Origin of the sequence: Shewanella sp. K8, from assembly GCF_028823715.1 — a bacterium.
Taxonomy (GTDB): domain Bacteria; phylum Pseudomonadota; class Gammaproteobacteria; order Enterobacterales; family Shewanellaceae; genus Shewanella; species Shewanella algae.
This window is the reverse complement of record NZ_JAPEHY010000028.1, coordinates 1-21,127: the sequence shown is the minus strand read 5'-3', so window position 1 is coordinate 21,127 and position 21,127 is coordinate 1. Positions and strand designations below refer to the sequence as shown.

23 protein-coding genes are annotated in these 21,127 nt (G+C 51.7%); 14 read left to right on the top strand and 9 right to left on the bottom strand.

Features of this window, described 5'->3' with window-relative positions:
• Positions 1–6 precede the first annotated feature (6 nt).
• The 4 genes from pepQ to hemG (ON072_RS14970) all read left to right on the top strand — a co-directional run bounded on the left by pepQ (position 7) and on the right by hemG (ON072_RS14970) (position 3,985).
• Complete coding sequence (gene pepQ / locus ON072_RS14985; protein ID WP_208135178.1) at positions 7–1,329, top strand: Xaa-Pro dipeptidase; 1,323 nt, start codon at positions 7–9, stop codon at positions 1,327–1,329.
• A complete protein-coding gene (locus ON072_RS14980; RefSeq protein WP_107111435.1) occupies positions 1,322–1,936 on the top strand; it encodes a YigZ family protein in 615 nt (204 codons plus the stop codon). The genes pepQ and ON072_RS14980 overlap by 8 nt, the downstream gene beginning before the upstream one ends.
• 64 nt (positions 1,937–2,000) lie before the next feature.
• Complete coding sequence (locus ON072_RS14975) at positions 2,001–3,458, top strand: TrkH family potassium uptake protein (RefSeq protein WP_025011829.1); 1,458 nt, start codon at positions 2,001–2,003, stop codon at positions 3,456–3,458.
• Positions 3,458–3,985, top strand: a complete 528-nt coding sequence (hemG, locus tag ON072_RS14970) for a menaquinone-dependent protoporphyrinogen IX dehydrogenase (RefSeq protein ID WP_208135172.1) — start codon at positions 3,458–3,460, stop codon at positions 3,983–3,985. Before ON072_RS14975 ends, hemG (ON072_RS14970) begins: the two co-directional genes overlap by 1 nt.
• Positions 3,986–4,259: 274 nt before the next feature.
• Here the strand turns inward: hemG (ON072_RS14970) and ON072_RS14965 are convergent, their stop codons facing one another.
• A complete protein-coding gene (locus ON072_RS14965) occupies positions 4,260–4,565 on the bottom strand; it encodes an ArsR/SmtB family transcription factor (protein WP_025011827.1) in 306 nt (101 codons plus the stop codon).
• Positions 4,566–4,793: 228 nt separating this feature from the next.
• Between ON072_RS14965 and hemG (ON072_RS14960) the strand changes: the two genes are divergently transcribed.
• Entirely contained in the window at positions 4,794–5,333 is a 540-nt protein-coding gene (hemG, locus tag ON072_RS14960) for a menaquinone-dependent protoporphyrinogen IX dehydrogenase (protein WP_054745270.1), read from the top strand.
• A gap of 148 nt (positions 5,334–5,481) precedes the next feature.
• Complete coding sequence (speG, locus tag ON072_RS14955) at positions 5,482–6,015, top strand: spermidine N1-acetyltransferase (protein WP_107353450.1); 534 nt, start codon at positions 5,482–5,484, stop codon at positions 6,013–6,015.
• A 6-nt stretch (positions 6,016–6,021) separates the two neighbouring features.
• Here the strand turns inward: speG and ON072_RS14950 are convergent, their stop codons facing one another.
• From ON072_RS14950 to def, 5 genes are read right to left on the bottom strand one after another with little or no spacing between them, the layout of a single operon-like run.
• The gene (locus ON072_RS14950; protein ID WP_261753217.1) at positions 6,022–7,464 is read right to left on the bottom strand and encodes a TrkH family potassium uptake protein; all 1,443 of its coding nucleotides are present in this window, start codon (positions 7,462–7,464) and stop codon (positions 6,022–6,024) included.
• A 10-nt stretch (positions 7,465–7,474) separates the two neighbouring features.
• On the bottom strand, positions 7,475–8,884 hold the full coding sequence (gene trkA / locus ON072_RS14945) for a Trk system potassium transporter TrkA (RefSeq protein ID WP_025011823.1): 1,410 nt from the start codon (positions 8,882–8,884) through the stop codon (positions 7,475–7,477).
• 9 nt (positions 8,885–8,893) lie between these two features.
• Positions 8,894–10,192, bottom strand: coding sequence for a 16S rRNA (cytosine(967)-C(5))-methyltransferase RsmB (gene rsmB / locus ON072_RS14940; RefSeq protein ID WP_261753218.1), 1,299 nt, complete (start codon positions 10,190–10,192; stop codon positions 8,894–8,896).
• Positions 10,189–11,142 carry a methionyl-tRNA formyltransferase gene (fmt, locus tag ON072_RS14935; protein ID WP_045283980.1) on the bottom strand — a complete coding sequence of 318 codons (954 nt, stop codon included), beginning with the start codon at positions 11,140–11,142 and terminating at the stop codon, positions 10,189–10,191. The genes rsmB and fmt overlap by 4 nt, the downstream gene beginning before the upstream one ends.
• A 27-nt stretch (positions 11,143–11,169) precedes the next feature.
• Positions 11,170–11,679: a peptide deformylase gene (def, locus tag ON072_RS14930; protein WP_109248279.1), complete on the bottom strand. Its 510-nt coding sequence runs from the start codon at positions 11,677–11,679 to the stop codon at positions 11,170–11,172.
• A 126-nt stretch (positions 11,680–11,805) separates the two neighbouring features.
• Between def and ON072_RS14925 the strand changes: the two genes are divergently transcribed.
• The 3 genes from ON072_RS14925 to ON072_RS14915 all read left to right on the top strand — a co-directional run bounded on the left by ON072_RS14925 (position 11,806) and on the right by ON072_RS14915 (position 14,485).
• Positions 11,806–12,906 (top strand): LysM peptidoglycan-binding domain-containing protein, encoded by a 1,101-nt coding sequence (locus ON072_RS14925; RefSeq protein WP_025889800.1) that lies wholly within the window; start codon positions 11,806–11,808, stop codon positions 12,904–12,906.
• 161 nt (positions 12,907–13,067) lie between these two features.
• A complete protein-coding gene (gene dprA, locus ON072_RS14920; RefSeq protein WP_446741085.1) occupies positions 13,068–14,006 on the top strand; it encodes a DNA-processing protein DprA in 939 nt (312 codons plus the stop codon).
• Positions 14,007–14,008: 2 nt separating this feature from the next.
• The gene (locus ON072_RS14915) at positions 14,009–14,485 is read left to right on the top strand and encodes a DUF494 family protein (RefSeq protein WP_025889803.1); all 477 of its coding nucleotides are present in this window, start codon (positions 14,009–14,011) and stop codon (positions 14,483–14,485) included.
• Between the two features lie 205 nt (positions 14,486–14,690).
• Here ON072_RS14915 and ON072_RS14910 read toward each other — a convergent pair whose 3' ends face one another.
• Positions 14,691–16,448 carry a collagenase gene (locus ON072_RS14910; protein WP_144380340.1) on the bottom strand — a complete coding sequence of 586 codons (1,758 nt, stop codon included), beginning with the start codon at positions 16,446–16,448 and terminating at the stop codon, positions 14,691–14,693.
• A gap of 162 nt (positions 16,449–16,610) precedes the next feature.
• Between ON072_RS14910 and ON072_RS14905 the strand changes: the two genes are divergently transcribed.
• The 3 genes from ON072_RS14905 to hemF all read left to right on the top strand — a co-directional run bounded on the left by ON072_RS14905 (position 16,611) and on the right by hemF (position 18,760).
• Positions 16,611–17,174: a DNA topoisomerase family protein gene (locus ON072_RS14905; protein WP_025011817.1), complete on the top strand. Its 564-nt coding sequence runs from the start codon at positions 16,611–16,613 to the stop codon at positions 17,172–17,174.
• An 82-nt stretch (positions 17,175–17,256) separates the two neighbouring features.
• The gene (locus ON072_RS14900) at positions 17,257–17,820 is read left to right on the top strand and encodes an L-threonylcarbamoyladenylate synthase (RefSeq protein WP_025889807.1); all 564 of its coding nucleotides are present in this window, start codon (positions 17,257–17,259) and stop codon (positions 17,818–17,820) included.
• Positions 17,821–17,845: 25 nt separating this feature from the next.
• On the top strand, positions 17,846–18,760 hold the full coding sequence (gene hemF, locus ON072_RS14895; protein ID WP_123115435.1) for an oxygen-dependent coproporphyrinogen oxidase: 915 nt from the start codon (positions 17,846–17,848) through the stop codon (positions 18,758–18,760).
• Between the two features lie 33 nt (positions 18,761–18,793).
• Here the strand turns inward: hemF and ON072_RS14890 are convergent, their stop codons facing one another.
• Positions 18,794–19,225 carry a group II truncated hemoglobin gene (locus ON072_RS14890; protein ID WP_025011814.1) on the bottom strand — a complete coding sequence of 144 codons (432 nt, stop codon included), beginning with the start codon at positions 19,223–19,225 and terminating at the stop codon, positions 18,794–18,796.
• Positions 19,226–19,350: 125 nt separating this feature from the next.
• Here ON072_RS14890 and aroE point away from each other — a divergent pair, with 125 nt between their 5' ends.
• On the top strand, positions 19,351–20,172 hold the full coding sequence (gene aroE / locus ON072_RS14885) for a shikimate dehydrogenase (RefSeq protein ID WP_117200125.1): 822 nt from the start codon (positions 19,351–19,353) through the stop codon (positions 20,170–20,172).
• Positions 20,169–20,432 (top strand): DUF1488 domain-containing protein, encoded by a 264-nt coding sequence (locus ON072_RS14880; RefSeq protein WP_028780916.1) that lies wholly within the window; start codon positions 20,169–20,171, stop codon positions 20,430–20,432. Before aroE ends, ON072_RS14880 begins: the two co-directional genes overlap by 4 nt.
• Here ON072_RS14880 and ON072_RS14875 read toward each other — a convergent pair.
• Entirely contained in the window at positions 20,429–20,980 is a 552-nt protein-coding gene (locus ON072_RS14875) for a gamma carbonic anhydrase family protein (protein WP_144380338.1), read from the bottom strand. The two genes, ON072_RS14880 and ON072_RS14875, sit on opposite strands and share 4 nt — an antisense overlap.
• Positions 20,981–21,127: the final 147 nt, after the last annotated feature.

Below are 21,127 nucleotides of genomic sequence, written 5' to 3'. Positions count from 1 at the left end.
CGGCTTATTATGCAACTGGCTCAGCATTATCAATCACATATAAACACTCTTAATCAAAGGGTTGCCGAGATTTGTGCCCGTGAGGGACTGTCTGGATTGGCAATTCATTCGGGTCAACCCCACAGGCAGTTTCTGGACGATATCGATTACCCCTTCAAGGTGAATCCCCATTTCAAGGCCTGGGTGCCTTTACTGGAAACACCTCACTGTTGGCTGCTGGTCAATGGTCGTGACAAGCCTGTACTGATCTTCTACCGTCCCGAAGACTTCTGGCATAAGGTAACAGATCTGCCGCAAAGTTTCTGGTGTGACAGTTTTGATATCCGTATTTTGACCAAGGCCGATAAGGTGGCGGACCTCCTGCCTGTGGCCGAAGGTCGCTGGGCCTATATAGGTGAACACCTGGAAGTGGCTTCTGTGCTCGGGTTTAACAACTGTAATCCCGAAGCCGTAATGAGTTACATGCACTTTTATCGTGCCTGTAAGACAGATTACGAGTTGGAATGTATGCGTCAGGCTAACCGCATTGCGGTCAAGGGCCATCGCGCGGCCAAGAACGCCTTCTACAGTGGTGCCAGTGAGTTTGAAATCCAGCAGCAATATCTGGGTGCCATAGCACAAGGGGAGAATCAGGTTCCTTATGGCAACATCATAGCCCTCAACCAAAATGCGGCTATTTTGCATTACACTGCGTTGGAGCATGAAAGCCCACAGCAGAGGTTGTCTTTTCTGATCGATGCAGGTGCTTCTTTCCACGGCTATGCCGCCGATATCAGCCGTACCTATGCTTTTGAAAAAAATAGGTTCCACGATCTTATCCAGGCGATGAATCAACTGCAGCTTCAACTGATTGAGCACTTGCGACCCGGCAAACGTTATACCGAGCTGCATCTGCTGGCTCATCAACAGCTGGCAACTCTGTTACTTGAAGCCGGCCTGGCCAAAGGCTCACAAGAGACGCTGTTGGAGCAGGGCATTACCCGGGCGTTTTTCCCTCACGGGCTGGGGCATATGTTGGGATTGCAGGTGCATGATGTAGGTGGTTTCTTCAATGACGAACGCGGCACTCATGTGGCCCCTCCGGAAGAGCACCCGTTTCTGCGCTGCACCAGGACTATGGCGCCCGGGCATGTAGTAACCATAGAACCCGGGCTCTACTTCATCGACAGCCTGTTGGCGCCACTCAAACAAGATGGCCGCAAGGCGTTAGTGGATTGGGACCTGGTCGCCAGTTTGCGCCCGTTTGGTGGGATCCGCATCGAAGACAATGTCATAATCCACGCCCATGGCAACGAAAATATGACTCGAGAGTCTGGTCTCATTGATTGAAAGTTATCCCATTGCGGCCGAAGAACAGGAATATGAAGAGGAGATAAAGCACAGCCGCTTTATCTCTCTGGTATTTCCCTGTCATTCGCCGGAAGAGTTTAAACAGCAACTACAACAGATAAAGCAGCGTTATCCCGGTGCCAGTCATTATTGCCAGGCATTTATTTGTGGTGCACCCATGGGGCAGTTGGCCATGGGTTCGAGTGATGATGGCGAGCCAGGCGGTAGTGCCGGTCGCCCCATGTTGGCGGTATTGCAGGGGGCTGGCATAGGCGAGATTGGCGCGGTTGTGGTGCGTTACTATGGCGGCACCAAGTTGGGTGTGGGTGGGCTGGTTCGTGCCTACAGTAGTGGGCTCAAGCAGATGTTGCCCAGGCTGGCGACCAAGACCAAAATGCTTAGGGAAAAAGGCTATCTGGTTTGCCGTTACGACCAATTGGCCGATGTCGAACATCTGCTGCAGAGGCTCGATGTGTTGATAGAGGGGCGGGAGTTTTCAGAGCTGATTCGGCTGACACTGGCCGTGCCCTTATCTGTTACCGGAAGCATCAATAAGGAGCTGGCTCCCATGAGCCAAGGCCAGTTAAAGATAGATTTTTCACAGTGAACACTCTGATAACTTGTGCGACAATGCTGGGTTTTATTGGCCAATGGACTGATTGAAAAACGGCATGCATTACCGAACAATTACCCGTATTACCGGGTTACTGATAGGGCTCTTCTCCATCACTATGCTGCCTCCGGCATTGGTGGCCCTTATCTATGAAGACGGCGGTGGTACAGCCTTTATCAAGGCCTTCTTTATCAGTCTATTTATCGGTTTCTGGCTCTGGTATCCCAATCGCCACCATAAGGCAGAACTCAAGACCCGAGAGGGTTTTTTGATTGTTGTGTTGTTCTGGACCGTACTTGGTGCCATAGGTACCTTGCCCTTTTTGCTATCGAAACAGCCGGACTTGTCGCTGGCCGACAGTATTTTTGAATCTTTTTCGGCACTGACAACCACAGGGGCCACTGTGATTGTCGGCCTGGATAACCTGCCAAAGGCGATACTCTTTTATCGTCACTTGCTGCAATGGCTAGGTGGCATGGGAATTATTGTGTTGGCGGTAGCTATTCTGCCGGTGTTGGGGATTGGGGGGATGCAGCTTTACCGGGCTGAGATCCCCGGGCCCGTAAAAGATTCCAAGATGACCCCCAGGATTGCCGAAACGGCCAAGACGCTCTGGTATATCTATCTGATGTTGACCCTGGCCTGTGCCGGTGCTTACTGGCTCGCCGGTATGAGTGCCTTCGATGCCATCAGCCATTCATTTTCTACTATCGCCATCGGCGGCTTCTCCACCCATGATGCCAGCATGGGCTACTTTCAAAGCCCGACCATCAATTTAATTTGTGTGGTATTTCTACTGATTGCGGCAGTGAACTTCAGCCTGCACTTTGCGGCATTTTCCCGCCGGGGGATCAACTTCAAGGTTTACTTTCGTGATGCCGAATTCAAGGCGCTTATCGGTATTCAGTTACTGCTGACCGCTATCTGTTTCGCCACCTTGTATCACTCGGGTATCTACGACTCACCGGAACAAACTCTGGATCATGCGCTGTTTCAGGCGGTATCCATTTCCACCACTGCCGGTTTTGGTACCGAGAGCTTCCATGTTTGGCCGCTGTTTCTGCCTATTCTGTTGATGTTTTCCAGCTTTATCGGCGGCAGCGGTGGTTCTACTGCCGGCGGGATCAAGGTTATCCGCGTGGTGCTACTGTTACTGCAGGGCTCGCGCGAGCTTAAGCGTCTAATTCATCCCAGGGCCATGTTCTCCATTCGTATCGGTTCCAAGGCGTTGCCGGATAGGGTGATAGACGCTGTTTGGGGCTTCTTCTCCGCCTATGCTCTGGTGTTTGTCATCTGTATGCTGGTTCTGATGGCCATGGGGATGGATGCGATTACGGCCTTCAGCGCCACCGCAGCTTGCCTCAACAACCTGGGGCCAGGCCTTGGCGAAGTTGCCAGCAACTACGCCAGCATAGGTGACGGTGCCAAATACGTGCTTGTGGTTGCCATGTTGTTTGGGCGCTTGGAAATCTTTACCTTATTGGTGTTGTTTACCCCGACTTTCTGGAAGAACTGATGAGCAAGACTCTGATTATTTACTCGACCGTTGATGGCCAGACCAAGGCAATATGCCAGACCATGGCCGATGAATTGAGCCAAGCGGGTGAGATAGTCTCTATGGTATCGCTGGCTGAGGTGGAAACCGATACGTTACCGACATTCGATAAAATCTTGGTGGGTGCCAGCATACGTTATGGTAAGCATAGGCCTGAGCTGTATCGTTTCGTCAATAACCATCATGCGCTGCTGAACGCCAAGAAGAACGCCTTCTTTACCGTGAATGTTGTGGCCCGCAAGCCGGAAAAGAATACACCGGAAACCAACCCTTATATGCAGAAGTTCTTGCAGTTATCCCTGTGGCAGCCACAGTTGCAAGGCGTGTTTGCCGGCAAGATAGCCTATCCCAACTACGGTTTATTTGACCGTAGCATGATTCGGCTGATTATGTGGATAACCAAGGGGCCAACAGATACCAGCGGTACTTATGAATTCACCGATTGGCAGCGGGTGAAGGCATTTGCTGCCGAGTTTGCCGCGCTTTAAGACCTAAGGACGGTGCGAATAAGTCCTCGTGGCACTCTCTTTTGTAGAGAGTGGCTTGCACAGCAATTGGCGTTCAAGGCATCTGACTGAAGGCATGCCGGGGCGGATAACGCAGAAAGCCGGTTGCTGTGAAAGCCCCTAAGGGCGTGGCTTACAAGCCTGCCTGCTGTGTTGTGCTTCTTGCAAAGGACTAGGGCCATTTGCTGCGAACCACGCCTTGCATCCAGGCCCGTAAGCCGACGCAGAGCACACATGGGACTTATTCGCACCTTCCCTAAGCGCAGTACTTGCGGTGCAGGATAGAGATGACCTCTGTGACCTGCTGGTTCTTGAGCGAGTAGTAAACAACCTGCGAACTCTTGCGGGTCGCCACCAGATCTTCGGCACGCAGTACTGCCAGATGTTGTGACAGAGCGGACTGGCTCAGGGGTACGGTTTCATTCAGCTGAGTGACGCTCAACTCTTGATCCAGTAGTAGGCAGAGGATCATCAGGCGGTAAGGGTTGGCGATGGCCTTGAGCCATTTGGCAGCGTTTTCCGCATTGGAAAGCATGGCTGCGACATCAATATCTTTTTGCATCAGCTTGGAACCTCTTCGCCTTTTGATTAGGTTATTCTAATTGAATGGGGAGATGAGCACAATCATCAGTCTTTTATCTGGATCGCAATTCTAGCCTGAAAAATACCGATACAGCGCAATTTGCGGCAATATTCTCACGGGTTGAAGCCGATTATGTGATCTTTCAACTTGTTCAATCCGGGCGATAAGCCACACAATTTAAGTTACAGACACTCAATAGGCGAACTTATGAAATCCATTCTTGTGCTCTACTTCTCCCGTGGTGGCCACACTGCCAAGATCAGTCGCTGTATTGCCGAAAGGCTACAGCAGTTGGGCCATGAGTGTGACAGTATGGATTTGGCTGCGGCTGAGGCGGAAAACATCGACTGGCAAAAATATGATGTCGTGGTCCTCGGTGCTTGTGTGCTTTATGGTACCTACGACAAGAGCGTGTTCGCTTTTTGCAGCAAACACCAACAGGTGCTGGCAGAGAAAGGACTCAGTTTCTTTTCCGTCAATGTGGTGGCTCGCAAGCCGGAGAAACGGATCCCGGAAAACAACAAGTATCTGCAGAAGTTTATTGCCCTGTCGGATTGGAAGCCCAAGGATGTGAAGATTATCGCCGGTAAGGTGGATTACCCCTCTTGGGGCTGGCTGGACAGCTTTATGATCCGGCTGATCATGAAGATGACGGGGGGGCCAACCGATCCCAAGACGGTTATCGACTACACGGACTGGGAAGACGTAAAGCACTATGCCGAGTACCTGAGTGACTTGGCTTCCTGATAGAGGCAATGTTTTCAAAGCGCAGTCCTGGTACTGCGCTTTTTTGTATGTGTGGAAAAGGGTAGCAAGGTAAGTTAACTTTCACTATCTGTGTGCCTGTTGTCCGCTTAATATGGCTGGCTTTATTGGCACGATTTTAGGAGGTGTCATGAATGACGGTGAGATTCGCCTACGGGCGCTGGAAAGAACAGACCTGAGATTTATTCATCAGCTGAATAACAACCGCATCATTATGGCTTACTGGTTTGAAGAGCCCTATGAATCGTTCGATGAGCTTGAAGAGCTCTACAACAAGCATATCCACGACAAGACAGAGCGGCGCTTTATCGCAGAAAATGCTCAGCAGCAGACCATAGGTCTGGTTGAGTTGGTGGAGATCAATGACATTCATCGCAATGCCGAGTTTCAGATAATCATAGCGCCTGAGTTTCAGGGGCGAGGCTACGCCAGGGCCATGGTTAACAAGGCGCTTAACTACGCCTTTACCATACTGAACCTATACAAGGTTTATCTGCATGTGGCCTTGGAGAATGACAAGGCGTTACAACTCTATCAGAAGTGCGGCTTTAAAGAGGAAGGCCATCTGGTACAGGAGATCTTTATCAACGGCCAATACTCGGATGTCAAACGCATGTATGTCCTGCAGGCCGATTATATACAGTTGAATAAAATTCACTCATAGATAGTATCAGTATTTCCAGAAGCTGGGATGGAACAAGACGGCAACAGTCAGGATCTCCAAGCGGCCCAGTAACATGCCTATCGACAACGCCCATTTGGCCAAGTCCGGCAGGCTGGAAAAGTTGCCTGCTGGGCCGATAACAGGGCCAAGCCCTGGGCCGACGTTGGTCACTGCCGTGACTGCGCCGGACAGGCTGGTGACAGGGTCAAGACCACAAAGCACCAAAACCAGCGTCAGCATCACGATAACCAGCATAAACAGCAGTGCGAAGGTCACCAGGGAACGCACAATCTCTTCATTGATAGGTCGGTTGTTGTAGCGTTCGCGGAAAATGCCGTTGGGATGAAACTGCTGCTTCAATTGTTCGCGCATGATGGCGCCGGCGATCTGGAAGCGGAATATCTTGATTCCGCCGGAGGTTGAACCTGAACAGCTGCCGACAAACATCAGGAACAGAAAAGCGATATTTGCCAGCGCCCCCCAACTGCCATAGTCGGTCAGGCCATAGCCTGTGGTAGTGACCACGGAAACCACGTTGAAACTCGAGAGCCGCAGGGCGTCAATAAAGGCTATTTCACGCGAACTGTAGAGCCAATAAGCCAGAGAGAAAGACACCAGCAGCAGAAAAAGAATAAAGCCTTTCACTTGGGCATCATTCCAGACCTTGATACTACGTTGCTGCAGACTCTGAACAAACATCAGCAGCGGCAGGCCACCGGTCGCCATAAATACCACCCCGACCCAGTGCGCCGCCTTAGGAAAGGCTGCCATGGAACTGTCCGAAGTCGAGTAGCCCCCAGTGGAGAGCGTGGTCATGGCATGGTTGAGCGCTTGAAACCAGTTCATCCCCGCCAAGTGATATGCCAAACCGCAGCATACTGTCAGCCCCAGATACACCAGAAACAGGTATTTGGCCAGGCTCTGGGTGCGGGGGATGGCCTTCTCGGACCAATCTGAGGATTCTGTTCTGAACAGCCGCATCCCCCCTACGTTGAGAAACGGCAGAATGGCCACCGCCATCACAATAAAGCCTATGCCACCGAGCCACTGCAACAGCGAACGCCAGACAAGAATGCTGTGATCCATGCTGTCCAGCCCGGATAGTACAGTGGAGCCTGTGGTGGTGATCCCCGACATGGTTTCAAAGAAGGCATCGGTATAGCCAATACCGTGATACAGGGTAAAGGGCATGGCGGCGAACAAGCTGACAATAAACCAGGTGAGACTGGTCAGCAGGAACATGTCGCGGATATTCAAATTAAGCTGCTGTCCTTGGCCCCTGTGCATACAGATACTGGAGACAGTACCTGTGACCAGCGCCGATGCCATGAAGGCTGCCACTGTTTCTTCGCCGTAAAACAGGGCGAAGAAGAGTGGAATAAACATAAAGGCCGTCAGCATGGACAAAAACAGGCCTAGGATGAATAGTAGTGGGCGAAAATTCAGCATGGCCAGAGCCTTAGAAGAAGAAAGCGCTCGGCTGGAACAGTTTTTCCACTTCGCCGATAAACTTCTTGTTCACCAGGAAGAGAATGACATGGTCTCCCTGTTCGATAACTGTCTTATCGTGGGCCATCAAGACTTCATCGTCGCGGACTATGGCGCCTATGGTGGTACCCGGTGGTAGCTTGATTTCGCCTATCTGTTTACCCACGACTTTGCTGGTGCTGGAATCACCGTGGGCAATGGCTTCAATCGCCTCGGCAGCGCCTCGGCGCAGTGAATATACGTTGCAGATATCCCCCTGGCGGATATGGGTCAACAAGGCCGAGATGGTGGCTTGCTGCGGTGAAATGGCGATATCTATATTGGCTTCCTGAACAATATCGACATAGGCTTCACGCTGAATAAGCACCATCACTTTCTTGGCACCCATACGTTTGGCCAACAGTGCCGACATGATATTGGCCTCGTCGTCGTTGGTGACGGCGATAAACACATCGGTTTGATCTATGTGCTCTTCCATCAGGAGTTCCTGATCGGAAGCATCACCGCAGAATACCGTAGTATTTTCCAGCTTTTCCGACAGCGCCTCGGCTCTGTCCTGACGATGTTCTATCAACTTGACCGAGTGATTACGCTGTAGCTTCTTGGCCAGTCCCAAACCTATGTTACCGCCACCGGCGATCATGATATTGCGGTAACTGTTATCCAGCTTCTGCATCTCACTCATTACTGCCCGCACATGGCGACTGTCGGCGACAAAGAACACTTCATCATCGGCTTCTATGATAGTGGTTCCCCTGGGCATAATCGGCCGTCCCTGACGGAAAATCGCCGCTACCCGGGTATCTATATTCGGCATGTGTTCGCGCAGTGCGGCCAGCGCGTTACCCACCAAGGGGCCGCCATAATAGGCGCGAACAGCCACCAGGCTCAGCTTTCCTTCAGCGAACTCCAGAACCTGTAAAGCCCCTGGGTAATCTACCAGGCGTTGTATGTAAGCGGTTACTAACTGCTCGGGGGCAATCAGCTCATCTATGATGAAACCACCCCGGGTACGAGGTTCATTACTCTTGGTTTCACTGTCGATAAACAGTTTATCCTGCATCCCCAAATACTGCTCTGAGCGAATACGGGCTATCTTGGTTGGTGTGCCAAACAGGGTATAAGCAATTTGACAGGCGGCCATGTTGCATTCGTCGCTGTTGGTTACAGCGATCAGCATATCGGCATCTTCGGCGCCGGCTTCTTTCAAGACGCCTGGGTGGGCTCCGTGACCGACAACCACCCGCAAGTCATATTTGTCTTGCAGTGCCCTAAGGCGATTTCTGTCACTGTCGACTATGGTGATATCGTTGTTTTCACCCACCAGGTTTTCTGCAAGGGTGCCACCGACCTGACCTGCGCCCAAGATGATTATTTTCATGGCCTCGTCTTATCCCTGAAGTTTCGACTTAACGATTCGCGCGTAATAAAACCCGTCCATATTGTCCTGTCCGGGCAAGATTTGCCAGCCTATCGCATCTGGCTGGTCTGCCTGAGTGATAGCTTCCAGCCGGGCATCCGGCGTACGCTCCAGGAAGGCGACAACTTGATCGCGGTTTTCCTGTGGCAGGATAGAGCAGGTGGCGTATAACAGTACACCGCCTGGCTTCAACCACTGCCAGCAGTGATCCAATATCTGTTGCTGCACCTTGGCCAATTCCTCAATATCCTGCGGCTTACGCAGCCACATGATATCCGGATGGCGCCGAATAACGCCGGTAGCCGAGCAGGGAGCATCCAGTAATATGCGATCAAACTTGCCACCCTGCCACCATGAAGCAATATTTGCGGCATCGCCGTGCACCAACTTGGCATTCAGTTGCAACCTTTGCAGGTTCTCGGCAACTCTCTGCAGCCGTTTGTTGTCGTTGTCGACCGCCACCAGTTCTATGTCCGGACACAGCTCCAGCAGATGGCAACTCTTGCCTCCCGGAGCGGCGCAGGCATCGAGAATGGTTTCGCCCGCTTGAGGTGCCAGCAGGGCGGCGGCCCATTGAGCAGCACCATCCTGCACAGACACTGAGCCTTCGCTAAAGCCGGGCAGAGTGGTGACATCGCAGGCTTGCTCGAGCAATATACTGTCTTCCCCCTGACCTGGAGTGGCGGCAATTTCGGCTTCAGCCAAGTGTTGCAGATATTGCTCACGGCTTTGGGACAAACGGTTGTTGCGCAGCCACAGTGGCGGCCGCTGGTGACTCTGCTGCACCACTTGTTGCCAGTTTTCCGGATAGGCTGAAGTGAGCGCCTTGAGGATCCAGTTGGGCGTATTGTGTTCCAGCACAGGGTTATCTGTGGCCAGTGGGCTATTGTCTCGCAGGATATTGCGTAAAACGCCGTTGACTACCTTGACCAGGTTTTCAAACTTCAGCTGACGACAAGCTTCGGCAGTTTCCGAAATGGCTGCATGGGCCGGTATCCGGGTGAAATACAATTGGTAACAACCCACAAGAAGCAGCTGGTGGACGATACGCTGTTTCCCTTTGAACTGTTTACTGAGGCAGTCGCTGACTCTCTTGTCCAGTTGTGGCAGGGTGCGCATTACGCCGTAGCAAAGTTCGGCCAAAAGCGCCTTGTCTTTGCCGCTGTGAAGCTGCTGCTGTTGTTCGGGCAGGGCAACCGAGAGGGACATGCCCCGTTCCAGTACCTGAAAGATGGCCTTGGCGGCAAGAGCTCTGAGATTCTGCCTCATGATGCTTGAGCCAAATTCTTACCGGGCTGGAACCATTCGCCCCTGGCGTTGAGAATATCGGCGATATCCAGCGGTTTTTTCCCTGGCAGTTGCGCCCTTTTCAACACTAATAAGCCATCGGCAGTGGCAATAGCTAACCCTCGCTTGTCGGCGCGCACCACTGTGCCCGGCTCAAACTGCTCGGCTGACTCTTCCACTTCGGCCTGCCAGACCTTGATATTTTGCCCCTGGCATTCAAAGTAGCTCACCGGCCATGGGTTAAAGGCGCGGATCTCCTGCCACAGATTGCGGGCAGCCTTATGCCAGTCGATACGGGCTTCCTCTTTACTGAGTTTTTCGGCGTAGTTGGCCAGTGATTCATCCTGCGGCTCGGCGGTGAGTTTGCCTTCGGCCAGACCTTGCAGAGCTTGGATCAGTGCCACTGGTCCCTGTTGGGCCAGTTTTTCATACAGGGTTGCTGAAGTGTCGTCATCGGCTATCGGCAGCGAGGTCTTGAGCAGCATGTCTCCGGTATCCAAACCGACATCCATCTGCATTATGGTGACCCCGGTTTCTTTGTCCCCGGCCCACAATGCCCTTTGGATAGGCGCCGCACCGCGCCAGCGCGGCAGAATAGAGCCGTGAACATTGATGCACCCCAGGCGGGGAGCCTGCAACACTGCCAATGGCAGGATCAGGCCATAGGCGACCACCACCATGATATCGGCACCCAGAGCTGCCAGCTCCTGCTGGGCTTCTTCGTGGCGCAGCGACTTGGGTTGATAGACGGGAATATCGTGTTCCAGCGCCAGCGCCTTGACAGGGCTTGGGGTTAGCTTGTGGCCTCGTCCGGCGGGCTTGTCCACTCGGGTATAGACGGCGATGACTTGATGCTCTGAGTCCAGCAGCGCCTGCAGGTGGCGCGCTGCAAAGTCCGGAGTACCGGCAAAAATGATCTTCAGTGGTTTCAAAATAGATCCTAATTATTCGGGATTAATTCAGGCTTTAGCTTCCTGACGTGCCGCTTTTTCCAGCTTTTGTCTGATCCGCTGACGTTTCAGTGGTGACAGATAATCAACGAAAAGCTTGCCCTTTAGATGATCCATCTCGTGCTGAATACAGATGGCAAATAAACCGTCTGCTTCAATAGTAAATTCATTGCCATCACGGTCGTGCGCCGTCACGGTAATAAATTCGGCTCTATCCACCTTGGCATAAATACCGGGTACAGACAGACAACCCTCTTCATTACAGAAGTCGCCACTTGCGCTGATAATTTGGGGGTTGATAAAGACTTTTGGACGTTCGACATCGTCCTGCAAGTCCATCACAATCAATTGCTTATGAAAATCGACTTGAGTTGCAGCCAGACCAATACCCTTTTCTTCGTACATGGTCTCGAACATATTATCGATTTGCGTCTGCAGTGCAGAATCAAATTCTGTCACGGGCTGGGCAATCGTGCGTAATCTCTCGTCTGGGAATCGTAATACTTTTAACAGGGCCATAGATAAACTCTTAACAAGTCTGTCAAATCCGTGCCAGTTGGTTATACTGACTTGTGCTATTGCGTTAATTTTAATCCTTAGCGGCTATCAATAACAGCAAAAGCTCTCACTAATGAGCCAGACAACATGGAAGCCCCCATGAAACGGTTAATTTTACTCGCGTTACTGACATTTAATTGCGCCTTCGTTGCAGCAGATACCCTGACATTAAAACCCGGTCATCCTGATACTTATGTGGTCAAGAAAGGCGATACCCTTTGGGATATATCGGCATTGTTCCTCAAAGACCCATGGCGTTGGCCCAAACTCTGGGGCGCCAATCCCCAGATAGCCAATCCACACCTTATTTATCCCGGCGATCGATTAACACTGGTGTTTATCGACGGTGAACCCAGGCTGGTCAATAAACCTCATGTTCGCAAAAGCCCGGCCGGAAGGGTTCAACCCAAAGGCGGTGCCATTCCCGCGGTCGATTTGGCCTTGATTCAACCCTACCTGGTGCAAAACCGGGTGGTCGACCCCGAGTGGTTCAAGGAACAACCCATGGTGCTGGGGGGAGAAAGAGATTCCCGTCACCATGTGATGGACGACATCATCTATATCCAGGCCAATCTGCCACAAGGCGATAAAGTCGGGATGTATCAGCCCGGGCGCGAATTTACCAATAAGGAAACCGGTGAGTTGCTGGGTCAGGAAGTGATCCTCAGTGCCAGCGGCCGAGTGGTGGAGTCGGGTGAGGTTTCCAAGGTGAAGCTGCTCAACAATTTCCGCGAAACCAAAGCCGGTTTCAGAGTGTTGGCGATAGAAGACGACTCCTTGTTGTCTGCCTACTTTATTCCCAAGGCCAGCGATACCGAGGGCGCCAAGGTGTTGGCATCTGAACGTAAAATTCGCGCCATGGGGAAACTGGATGTGTTTTATCTGGATCGGGGCAGCCGTGAGGGCGTAGAGCCCGGCGATGTGTTCTCTATCTACAAAGACGGTGCCGAGGTGGTGATCAACGGCGATGGTATCCCGGTGCCACCGACCGAACGCTCTGCTTACGACAACCTGATGGCCAAGATGGGCTCAGACAATGCCGTCAAACTGCCCGACCTCTATCGCGGTCAGGTAATGGTGTTCAAGGTATTCGACAAGACAGCTCTCGGGCTCATTATGGTGAACGAGAGCCCTGTCAGGGTTGATGACCTTTTGGTCAAGCCTGACATATTACTGAAAGGTGAATGACGCATAATAGTCTGGTTGATTGGCTGGTTGTCGCTGCGGTATCTGGACTGGGACCCCTCCGGATAAGGCAATTACTCTTGCACATGGATGTGGCTGAGTTGAGACAGAGGCTGGAACATGAACCCCAGTCTTTGCCAATAAACCAGACACAGCTCCAACGCTTGGAGTTGGCTCCTGAAAAAGTTGACCAAGCCTTGCAATGGCAGCAGGGTGCAGAGGGCAGATATCTAATCTGCCCCGATGATCCCTTTTACCCGCCATTGTTGAAACATATCCCAGATTTTCCTCCGATTTTGTTCGTCAAAGGACAGGTTGAAACCCTGCTGCAACCCGCGCTGGCCATGGTCGGCAGCCGCGATGCCAGCCGCGCCGGTTTGTCGCTCGCCTGGCAGTGGGGCGCCGAACTGGATGCCTTGAACATCAGCGTATGCAGTGGTATGGCTGCCGGCATAGATGGCGCTGCTCACCGGGGAGCCTTATCGTCAACCGGCAAGACTATCGCAGTACTGGGAACCGGAATTGACGAAATTTACCCTCGAAGGCATAGAGCCCTTTATGATGATATTCAAGTACATGGCGCTGTTATCAGTGAACTTTGGCCTTCTGTCGGTGTATTTTCCGGGAATTTCCCCAAACGAAACCGTATAATCAGCGGCCTTGCAATGGGAACCTTGGTGGTAGAAGCTCGTCGGCGCAGTGGTTCACTGATCAGCGCTCGTTTGGCGGCAGAACAAGGCAGAGAAGTCTTTGCGGTTCCGGGTTCCGTTATGGGCGATGAACACCAGGGATGCCACGATTTAATTCGCAATGGGGCAAAACTTGTGGAGTCTGTGGCCGATATAGTGGAAGAGTTGGCGCCTTTATGTAGCTGCCACCTTGAAGACTTGCACAAGAGTCACCATATAAAACCAAGTGATAACTCTGAGTTGCCATTTAAAACGCTGTTAGCTAGTGTAGATTATGAGACCACACCTTTGGATGTTGTGGTTGAGCATAGTGGAATAACGTTGGATCTGGTGTTGGAACAATTGCTTGAACTTGAGTTGCAAGGTTGGGTTGCCGCAGTACCCGGTGGTTACGTTAGACTTAAGAGGAAATAGCCATGTTTGATATCCTCATGTATCTGTTTGAAAACTATGTTCATAGTGAAGTTGAAATGTTGGTTGACGAAGATGAGTTGACCAAAGAACTCACCCGTGCCGGTTTCCATCAGTCCGAAATCATCAAGGCGCTTTCCTGGCTTGAGCGGTTGGCCGAACTGCAAGAGAGTGATACTCCTTACCTTAGAGGGCATACTCAACATTCCTTCCGCATCTACACCAAAGATGAAATGGAAAAACTGGACGTCGAGTGCCGTGGTTTCCTGTTGTTCCTGGAGCAGATTCGGGTGCTGAATGTGCAAACCCGGGAGATGGTTATCGATCGGGTGATGGAATTGGACGAGCCAGCCATGGTGTTGGAAGACCTCAAGTGGGTGATTCTGATGGTATTGTTCAATGCTCCCGGTAATGAGTCTGCCTATGAGCAGATGGAAGATCTTATCTTCGAGCAACCCGAAGAAGGTCGATTACACTCCTGATCTGTTTTAGCTATGCCGCAGCAGCTTAATTTCCGGATTTAGCTGCCCGGTTTGGCTTTCATTAAGCGACCCTTTTTATTTCTACCATTCCGCAACTAAGCCGGTTTTTGTTCATATTCTTATGTTTTGGCAATACAGGCGCCAGACTTGCCGGCACCTTCCCAAACTCTTTCTTATCTGAATCAAGCATCCGATTACGACATTGTCAGTAGTGTTGATGACGGCCGCTGCTGCTCAAGTGTGCCGGCTGCAGGTAGTCACGATAGCTGTACCTATTGAGCTTGCGTATTGATGGGGCAGTATCCGCGTCATTGTTTTTGGCTGTTTGGGCCAGTTGTTGCAGCCATTGCCGGAAAGCTGGCTCCTTTGATGTTAAGGCCGTCAATTCCTGCTCATAACCGGCAAAATAATCCATTTTCAAGGCTTGGCTCAGGCGAACGAGTGCCAGAGGTTCTTGCTCTGCCAGGAAGCGGATAGCCAAGTAGCTCCAGCGGTAAGTACGATCTTGGCCGTCCTGGTACTCGGTGGCAAAAATACTCGCCAAGTCCAAAGCCTTTTTCTGTTCCAGGGCTTCAGTAGCTAAATCAATAGCCTTGGGGTTGGTTTCTCCCTTGGAGATATACTCCGCCAAGCCTTCGGCCCACCACACCATTTTGTCTGGAAAATGGCCAAAGCCACCATATTTGACGAAACGTCCGTCCAGATAGTGGACGTACTCATGGTTCAGGTTCCAAATGGCGAACTCGGGAGCGATCCAGAATTGGCGAAAGGCAAAGAAGCTGGCTTGGTTGCCAGGTTGCTGTGGTGTACCTTCTATATACATGCCGCCGTTGTCTGTACCTATATCAAACAGCAACTGCCCATAGGCGTTGTACTGGCTCCAGTTTTTGAAAGCTACGACTTGCAGCGCCTGGTTGTGATCGTTGGTTGTAGGTTGTTGCTCTGTTTTGAGCAAAGAGTGGAAATGGCTTTCCTGGGACGTTAGTCGCTGGCAGCTCTCGGTAAATTCAGCCGTGCTGAGATCCTGGGCGACGATAAATAGAGACTCTGAACATTCATGTCTTTGCGGTAGTACAGAGAGTAAGTCCGGTATGCGGCAAAGCTGAGTCTTCTCTTGGCAACTCAGTTGACCACCAAAGTGGTTTACATGGTATCCCAAGGTGTAGCTGTCTTTACCCGCATCACCTCTGATGGCAATATCTTTGAGTGCCAGGACTTCGAGCTGTTTATCCAGAGCCAGTTGTTCTGGAGTCGGGGCATCGTCAGCTTGTTTGCCCTTGCTGGGGGTCAGTGCCAGGCGGTACATGGCCAGGGCCCAATATGCGTTTTCCCGCTCCCATGCTGATCTGTTGCCAGCTACAAAACCCAAAAGATCTGCGTCGAGGTGCTGTTGCAACAGCAGCTTATTCAACTGGCCATCGAGCCGCTGTCGGCTCTGGTTAAGTAGAAATCCATAGGCTCGAATTGTCTCCCATAATGCATAATCTCTGGCTTCACTGGCAGTTTGTTTACCCAATCGAGACAGCTGGTGGGCGAGCCTCGGCAGTAGTGGTGCAAGTTTTCCGGCTTGCTGGTCGCTGGTGAAATAGAGATAGAGGGTTACGGCAAACTGCTCATCCATAGAAAAGTTTGCCTGTTGCGGCAACCTTGCCAACGCGTCGGCTATGGCCTGAAAATCTGTGTCGGTCAATTTATCGAAGGGACCGAAATAACTGTATCCCCTCAAATAAAACAGCCCTTGCTGCCACTGTGTCATATCCGTTGTGTTTTGTAGTGACGCGAGCATATGCTGCAATTGCACTGGGTTATAGAGGGCATCCGAGTGTTGCAGTAATTGTTCATGGGAAGCTGTCGCTATGGCGGGGGACAGATTCGTGGTCTGTGTGTGGCCGGCGCAGGCGCTGATCATTAGCGTCATCAGTATGGAAGCGAGAGATTTTCCTGGAGTTGTGAGCAGAGGCATAGAGAACGTCCTTTTTGTTATTTTGGATACAATATATCCTTATCCGCACTGAGATCCCAGCCCCATTTGTCTTTGCTGTTTGATGACTCCTGTTGCAGGCTCCCTTTATCCGTGTGGCGCTGGTAAAATGTTCGCCTAACTCTTTTAACAGCGAGATGTGTCATGGCCAAGATAGACCAGCAGTTGTTCAATGCTCGGGCGCACGCGCTCGAAAAAGAATATGAACTTTGTCCCAAGTGCGGCAGTGAGCTCTCCGTGCGCCACAGTAAGCATGGTGGCTTCATTGGCTGTAACAATTATCCAGCGTGCGATTACACCCGGCCTTTGGTGCAGCACGAATCCATCGACTCTCAGCCTATTCCCGGCTCCGAGTGTCCCCAGTGTGGCCACGAGTTAGCGGTCAAGTCGGGGCGCTTTGGTATTTTTATTGGTTGTACCCAGTATCCACAATGCACTCATATCGAGCGACACGATCAGCAGGAAGAGGCTGAAAAAGTGGCTTGTCCTCAGTGTAATAGCGGAGTGCTTGAGCATAGGACCAGCAAGTTCGGCAAGAGCTTTTATGCTTGCAGCAACTACCCCAAGTGCAAGTTTTTGGTGAATTTTCCTCCTCGGGCAGAAGCTTGTCCTGAATGCGGTTTCGGTATTCTGGTAGAACGTAAGGGAGCTGCAGGCGACAGACTGGAATGTCCCCGTAAGGAATGTAAGTACAAGCGAACTCTGTGATCCGGCTCAATATGTGACTATAATCACCTCCGCTGTCGCCGAGGGCGCTCAGCCGTCTTTGTCTCTATAAAAGGTACTCTCAATGCTGCACTTGCTCGCCGCCAGGAGTAAGCAACTGCTTCTGGATGGAGGGGTCATAGCGTATCCCACCGAAGCTGTTTATGGTTTGGGATGCGATCCCGATAATGAAGCCGCCGTTTCCCGAATTCTCGACATCAAACAGCGCCCCTGGCACAAGGGGCTTATCATGGTCGCCAGTGACTATCGGCAGTTGCAACCCTATCTGGACGAGTCTCAACTGAGTGATGAGCAACTGCAGCAGGCTTTTGCCAAATGGCCCGGACCTTTTACCTTTGTCATGCCGGTGCGTCAGGGAATGAGCCAACTGCTTTGTGGCCATTTTGACTCTATAGCCGTCAGGGTGTCGGCCCATCCGGTTGTCAGGGAGTTGTGTGATACCTTGGGTAAGCCGCTGGTATCCACCAGTGCCAACTTGGCGGGTGAGCCGCCGGCACTGACTGTGAATGATATTGAAACAACTTTTGCCGGGCAGATAGATGCCCTTATCGAAGGGGAGTTGGGGCAGCAGCGCCAGCCTTCCACCATCATAGATATTCGCAGCGGCCAGATCCTGCGTAATGGCTAATAATTCCAAGCAAGAAGGAGCGAGCATGACGGCACCTGATTCCCACCAGGTAAAAGCATTCTTGATGCAACTGCAACAACAGATTTGTGAAGGACTGGAACGACTGGACGGCAAAGCTGAGTTTGCTACCGATTCCTGGAAACGGGCCGAGGGCGGTGGCGGGATCAGTAAGGTACTTAACGGCGGTGGTGTGTTTGAACAGGCCGGGGTGAACTTCTCCCATGTAGAAGGCGCAGCCATGCCAGCCTCGGCTACGGCACACAGGCCTGAGCTGGCCGGACGAAGCTTTGAAGCTATGGGGGTTTCACTGGTTATCCACCCGCGTAATCCCTATATCCCAACCACTCATGCCAATGTGCGCTTTTTTATTGCCCGCAAAGAAGGCGCCGATCCCGTCTGGTGGTTTGGTGGTGGCTTCGACCTGACCCCCTATTACCCCTTCCTCGAGGATGTGCGCGAATGGCATCAGCAAGCCAAAGCGATTTGTGAGCCCTTCGGCGAAGCGGTTTATCCCGAGTACAAAAAATGGTGCGATGAGTATTTCTTCCTGCCACACAGAAACGAAACCCGCGGTGTCGGCGGCCTTTTCTTCGATGACCTCAATGAAGGTGGCTTTGAGCACTGCTTTGCTTTCATGCAAGCTGTCGGAAATGGCTTCTTACCTGCCTATGCCCCCATTGTTGAGCGGCGTAAGGATACCGAATATGGCGAGCGTGAGCGCGAGTTCCAACTGTATCGCCGAGGTCGCTATGTAGAGTTCAACCTGGTCTATGACAGAGGAACGCTGTTTGGGCTGCAAACCGGCGGCCGAACCGAGTCAATACTCATGTCGATGCCGCCCTTGGTTCGCTGGCAATACGCCTATGAACCTGAAGCCGGCTCTGCCGAAGCCAAGCTATACAGTGACTTTTTGCACCCCAGGGATTGGCTCACCGAATAGTTAGTGAGCGTAACCAATAAGCCTTTCTTTGGCTTATTGGTTACGCATATGGTCAGCTAACTGAGCGATAGCATTGAAAATCACCTTCCTGTGTTCAGGATCCTTCAGATTGGCCTCCAGCGAGGCCCTCATGCATAACAGCCACTGATCGCGCATTCTTTCATCAACGGCAAACGGCATGTGTCTGGCTCTCAGCGCCGGGTGGCCATATTTGGCTTGATACAGCTGAGGCCCTCCCAACCAACCGCTGAGAAATTCATATAGTTTCTGTTCCGATTGTGCCAGCGGAGCCTGATGTATGGACAGGAGTTCCTGAGTATCCGGCCGCGTTTGCATTTGCTGATAAAAGCTCTTGGCTATGGCGCGTATCGTCTCATCGCCACCAATCAGATCATAGGCGTTGGACTGGGTGGGGTCCCGCTCGGCCTCGGGTTTGCGATTGATAATTTTCTTTAGCCAGTTCATTTTCGTGTTGAATCTTGTTGTCGATTTTGGCGTCAGTATACACTGAAAGCCCCATAGGTCGGGAGTCTTGCCTGGCCTTGGGCCGCTGAGTAGACTGATACCTCTTCCATTGCTCTGGAGCACAGATGACCGACAGCTATGCCGTCTTTGGCAATCCCATTCATCACAGTAAATCACCGGCTATCCATGCAGCTTTTGCCGCTCAGACCGGGCAACCCCTAAGCTATCAAGCGATTTTGGCACCAATTGATGACTTCAGCGGCAGTGTCACGGCTTTTTTTGCTGCAGGGGGGATGGGCGCCAATGTCACTGTGCCTTTCAAGGAACAAGCCTTTCAACTCTGTGATGAGTTGAGCCAGGAAGCCGAAACCGCCGCCGCAGTGAATACCCTGATTAAACTGGATGATGGCAGAATTCGGGGCGACAATACCGATGGCTACGGGTTGGTGGCCGATCTCAGTCGTTACCTGACGCTGCAAGATAAAAAGGTCTTGCTGCTCGGCGCTGGTGGGGCTGCCAGAGGTTGTCTGCTTTCTCTGCTGGCGGCCGGTGTCGGCCATATTGATATCTACAACAGAACATACAGTAAGGCCGAAGTGTTGGCGGCTATTGCGCCACAGCAATTGCAGGCGTTGAGGCGAAATGAACTCTATGAGGGTTATGATCTCATTATCAATTCCACCTCAGCCAGTTTGCATGGTGAGCTGCCGGATATTCCCGTAACCGTGGTTGCCAATCATAGCTATTGCTACGACATGATGTATTCGGCACATACAACCGCGTTCAATCGCTGGGCTGCCGAGCAAGGGGCGGCAAAAACACTGGATGGCTTAGGAATGTTGGTGGGGCAGGCGGCTAGAAGTTTCTATTTATGGCGAGGTGTCATGCCCAAAGTTGAGCCTGTACTCGAGAGTCTGCGGCAAGAATTGAAAGGAGAGGCCTCATGAATCAGGGGATCATCTTCAGCGACTTGTGTCAGTGGCAAGCCGAATCAAACAGGCTCATGTTTATGGCCCAGCAGCAAGGGGTCAGTATTCCTTGCTATGTTGGTTTACAACGTATGCAGCAACTAAGTGGCAAGGTTTTTCTCGAAGAACAAGAGATCCTGAGCCTGTTTGAACAGTGGCGCTTCGACTTCGAAGATGAAGCCGAGGCGCTGATTGAGCAGGAGTGCTTCAATGGAGCCGGTGAGATAGAGTTACCTTAGTCAGTACTACTTTGCTCGGCCAGGTACTCATCTTTAAGGCGGACATAGTTGTCTGCCGATTGTGGCAGAAATTGGCGTTCGGCTTCGGTCAAGGGGCGAGCCTGCTTGGCCGGGCTGCCTATATAGAGAAAGCCACTCTTTAGCACCTTGCCGGGAGGCACCAAGGAACCAGCACCTAAAATCACATCGTCTTCGATGATGACGCCATCCAAAATAATGGCTCCCATGCCTACCAATACACGATTACCTACCTTGCAACCATGAAGCATAGCTTTGTGCCCTATGGTGACATCATCGCCGATGAGCAGAGGGTGTCCCTCGGGATTGGCCACCGACTTACGAGTAACATGCAGGACAGTGCCATCCTGAACACTACTGCGTTTGCCTATGTGAATATGATTGACGTCACCCCGGGCAGCCACCATAGGCCAAACGCTGGCGTCCTGATCCAAAAAGATGTCACCTACCAGAACCGCTGCTTCATCAATATAGACACCTTCGGCCAACTTTGGCTTGGTACCTTGATAAGATCTGAGAGAATTGGCCATAAAAAGTCCTTATATGAATGGTTTTCGCCATTATAAAGATTAAAAAGTGGCAGGTCAGGACAAATTCTCGACAAGTAAGCCGAAAACAGCAGTTTTCTTATAAAAAGCCCTTGCACAAAAGTTTTGGCTCCCTATAATGCGCTCCCA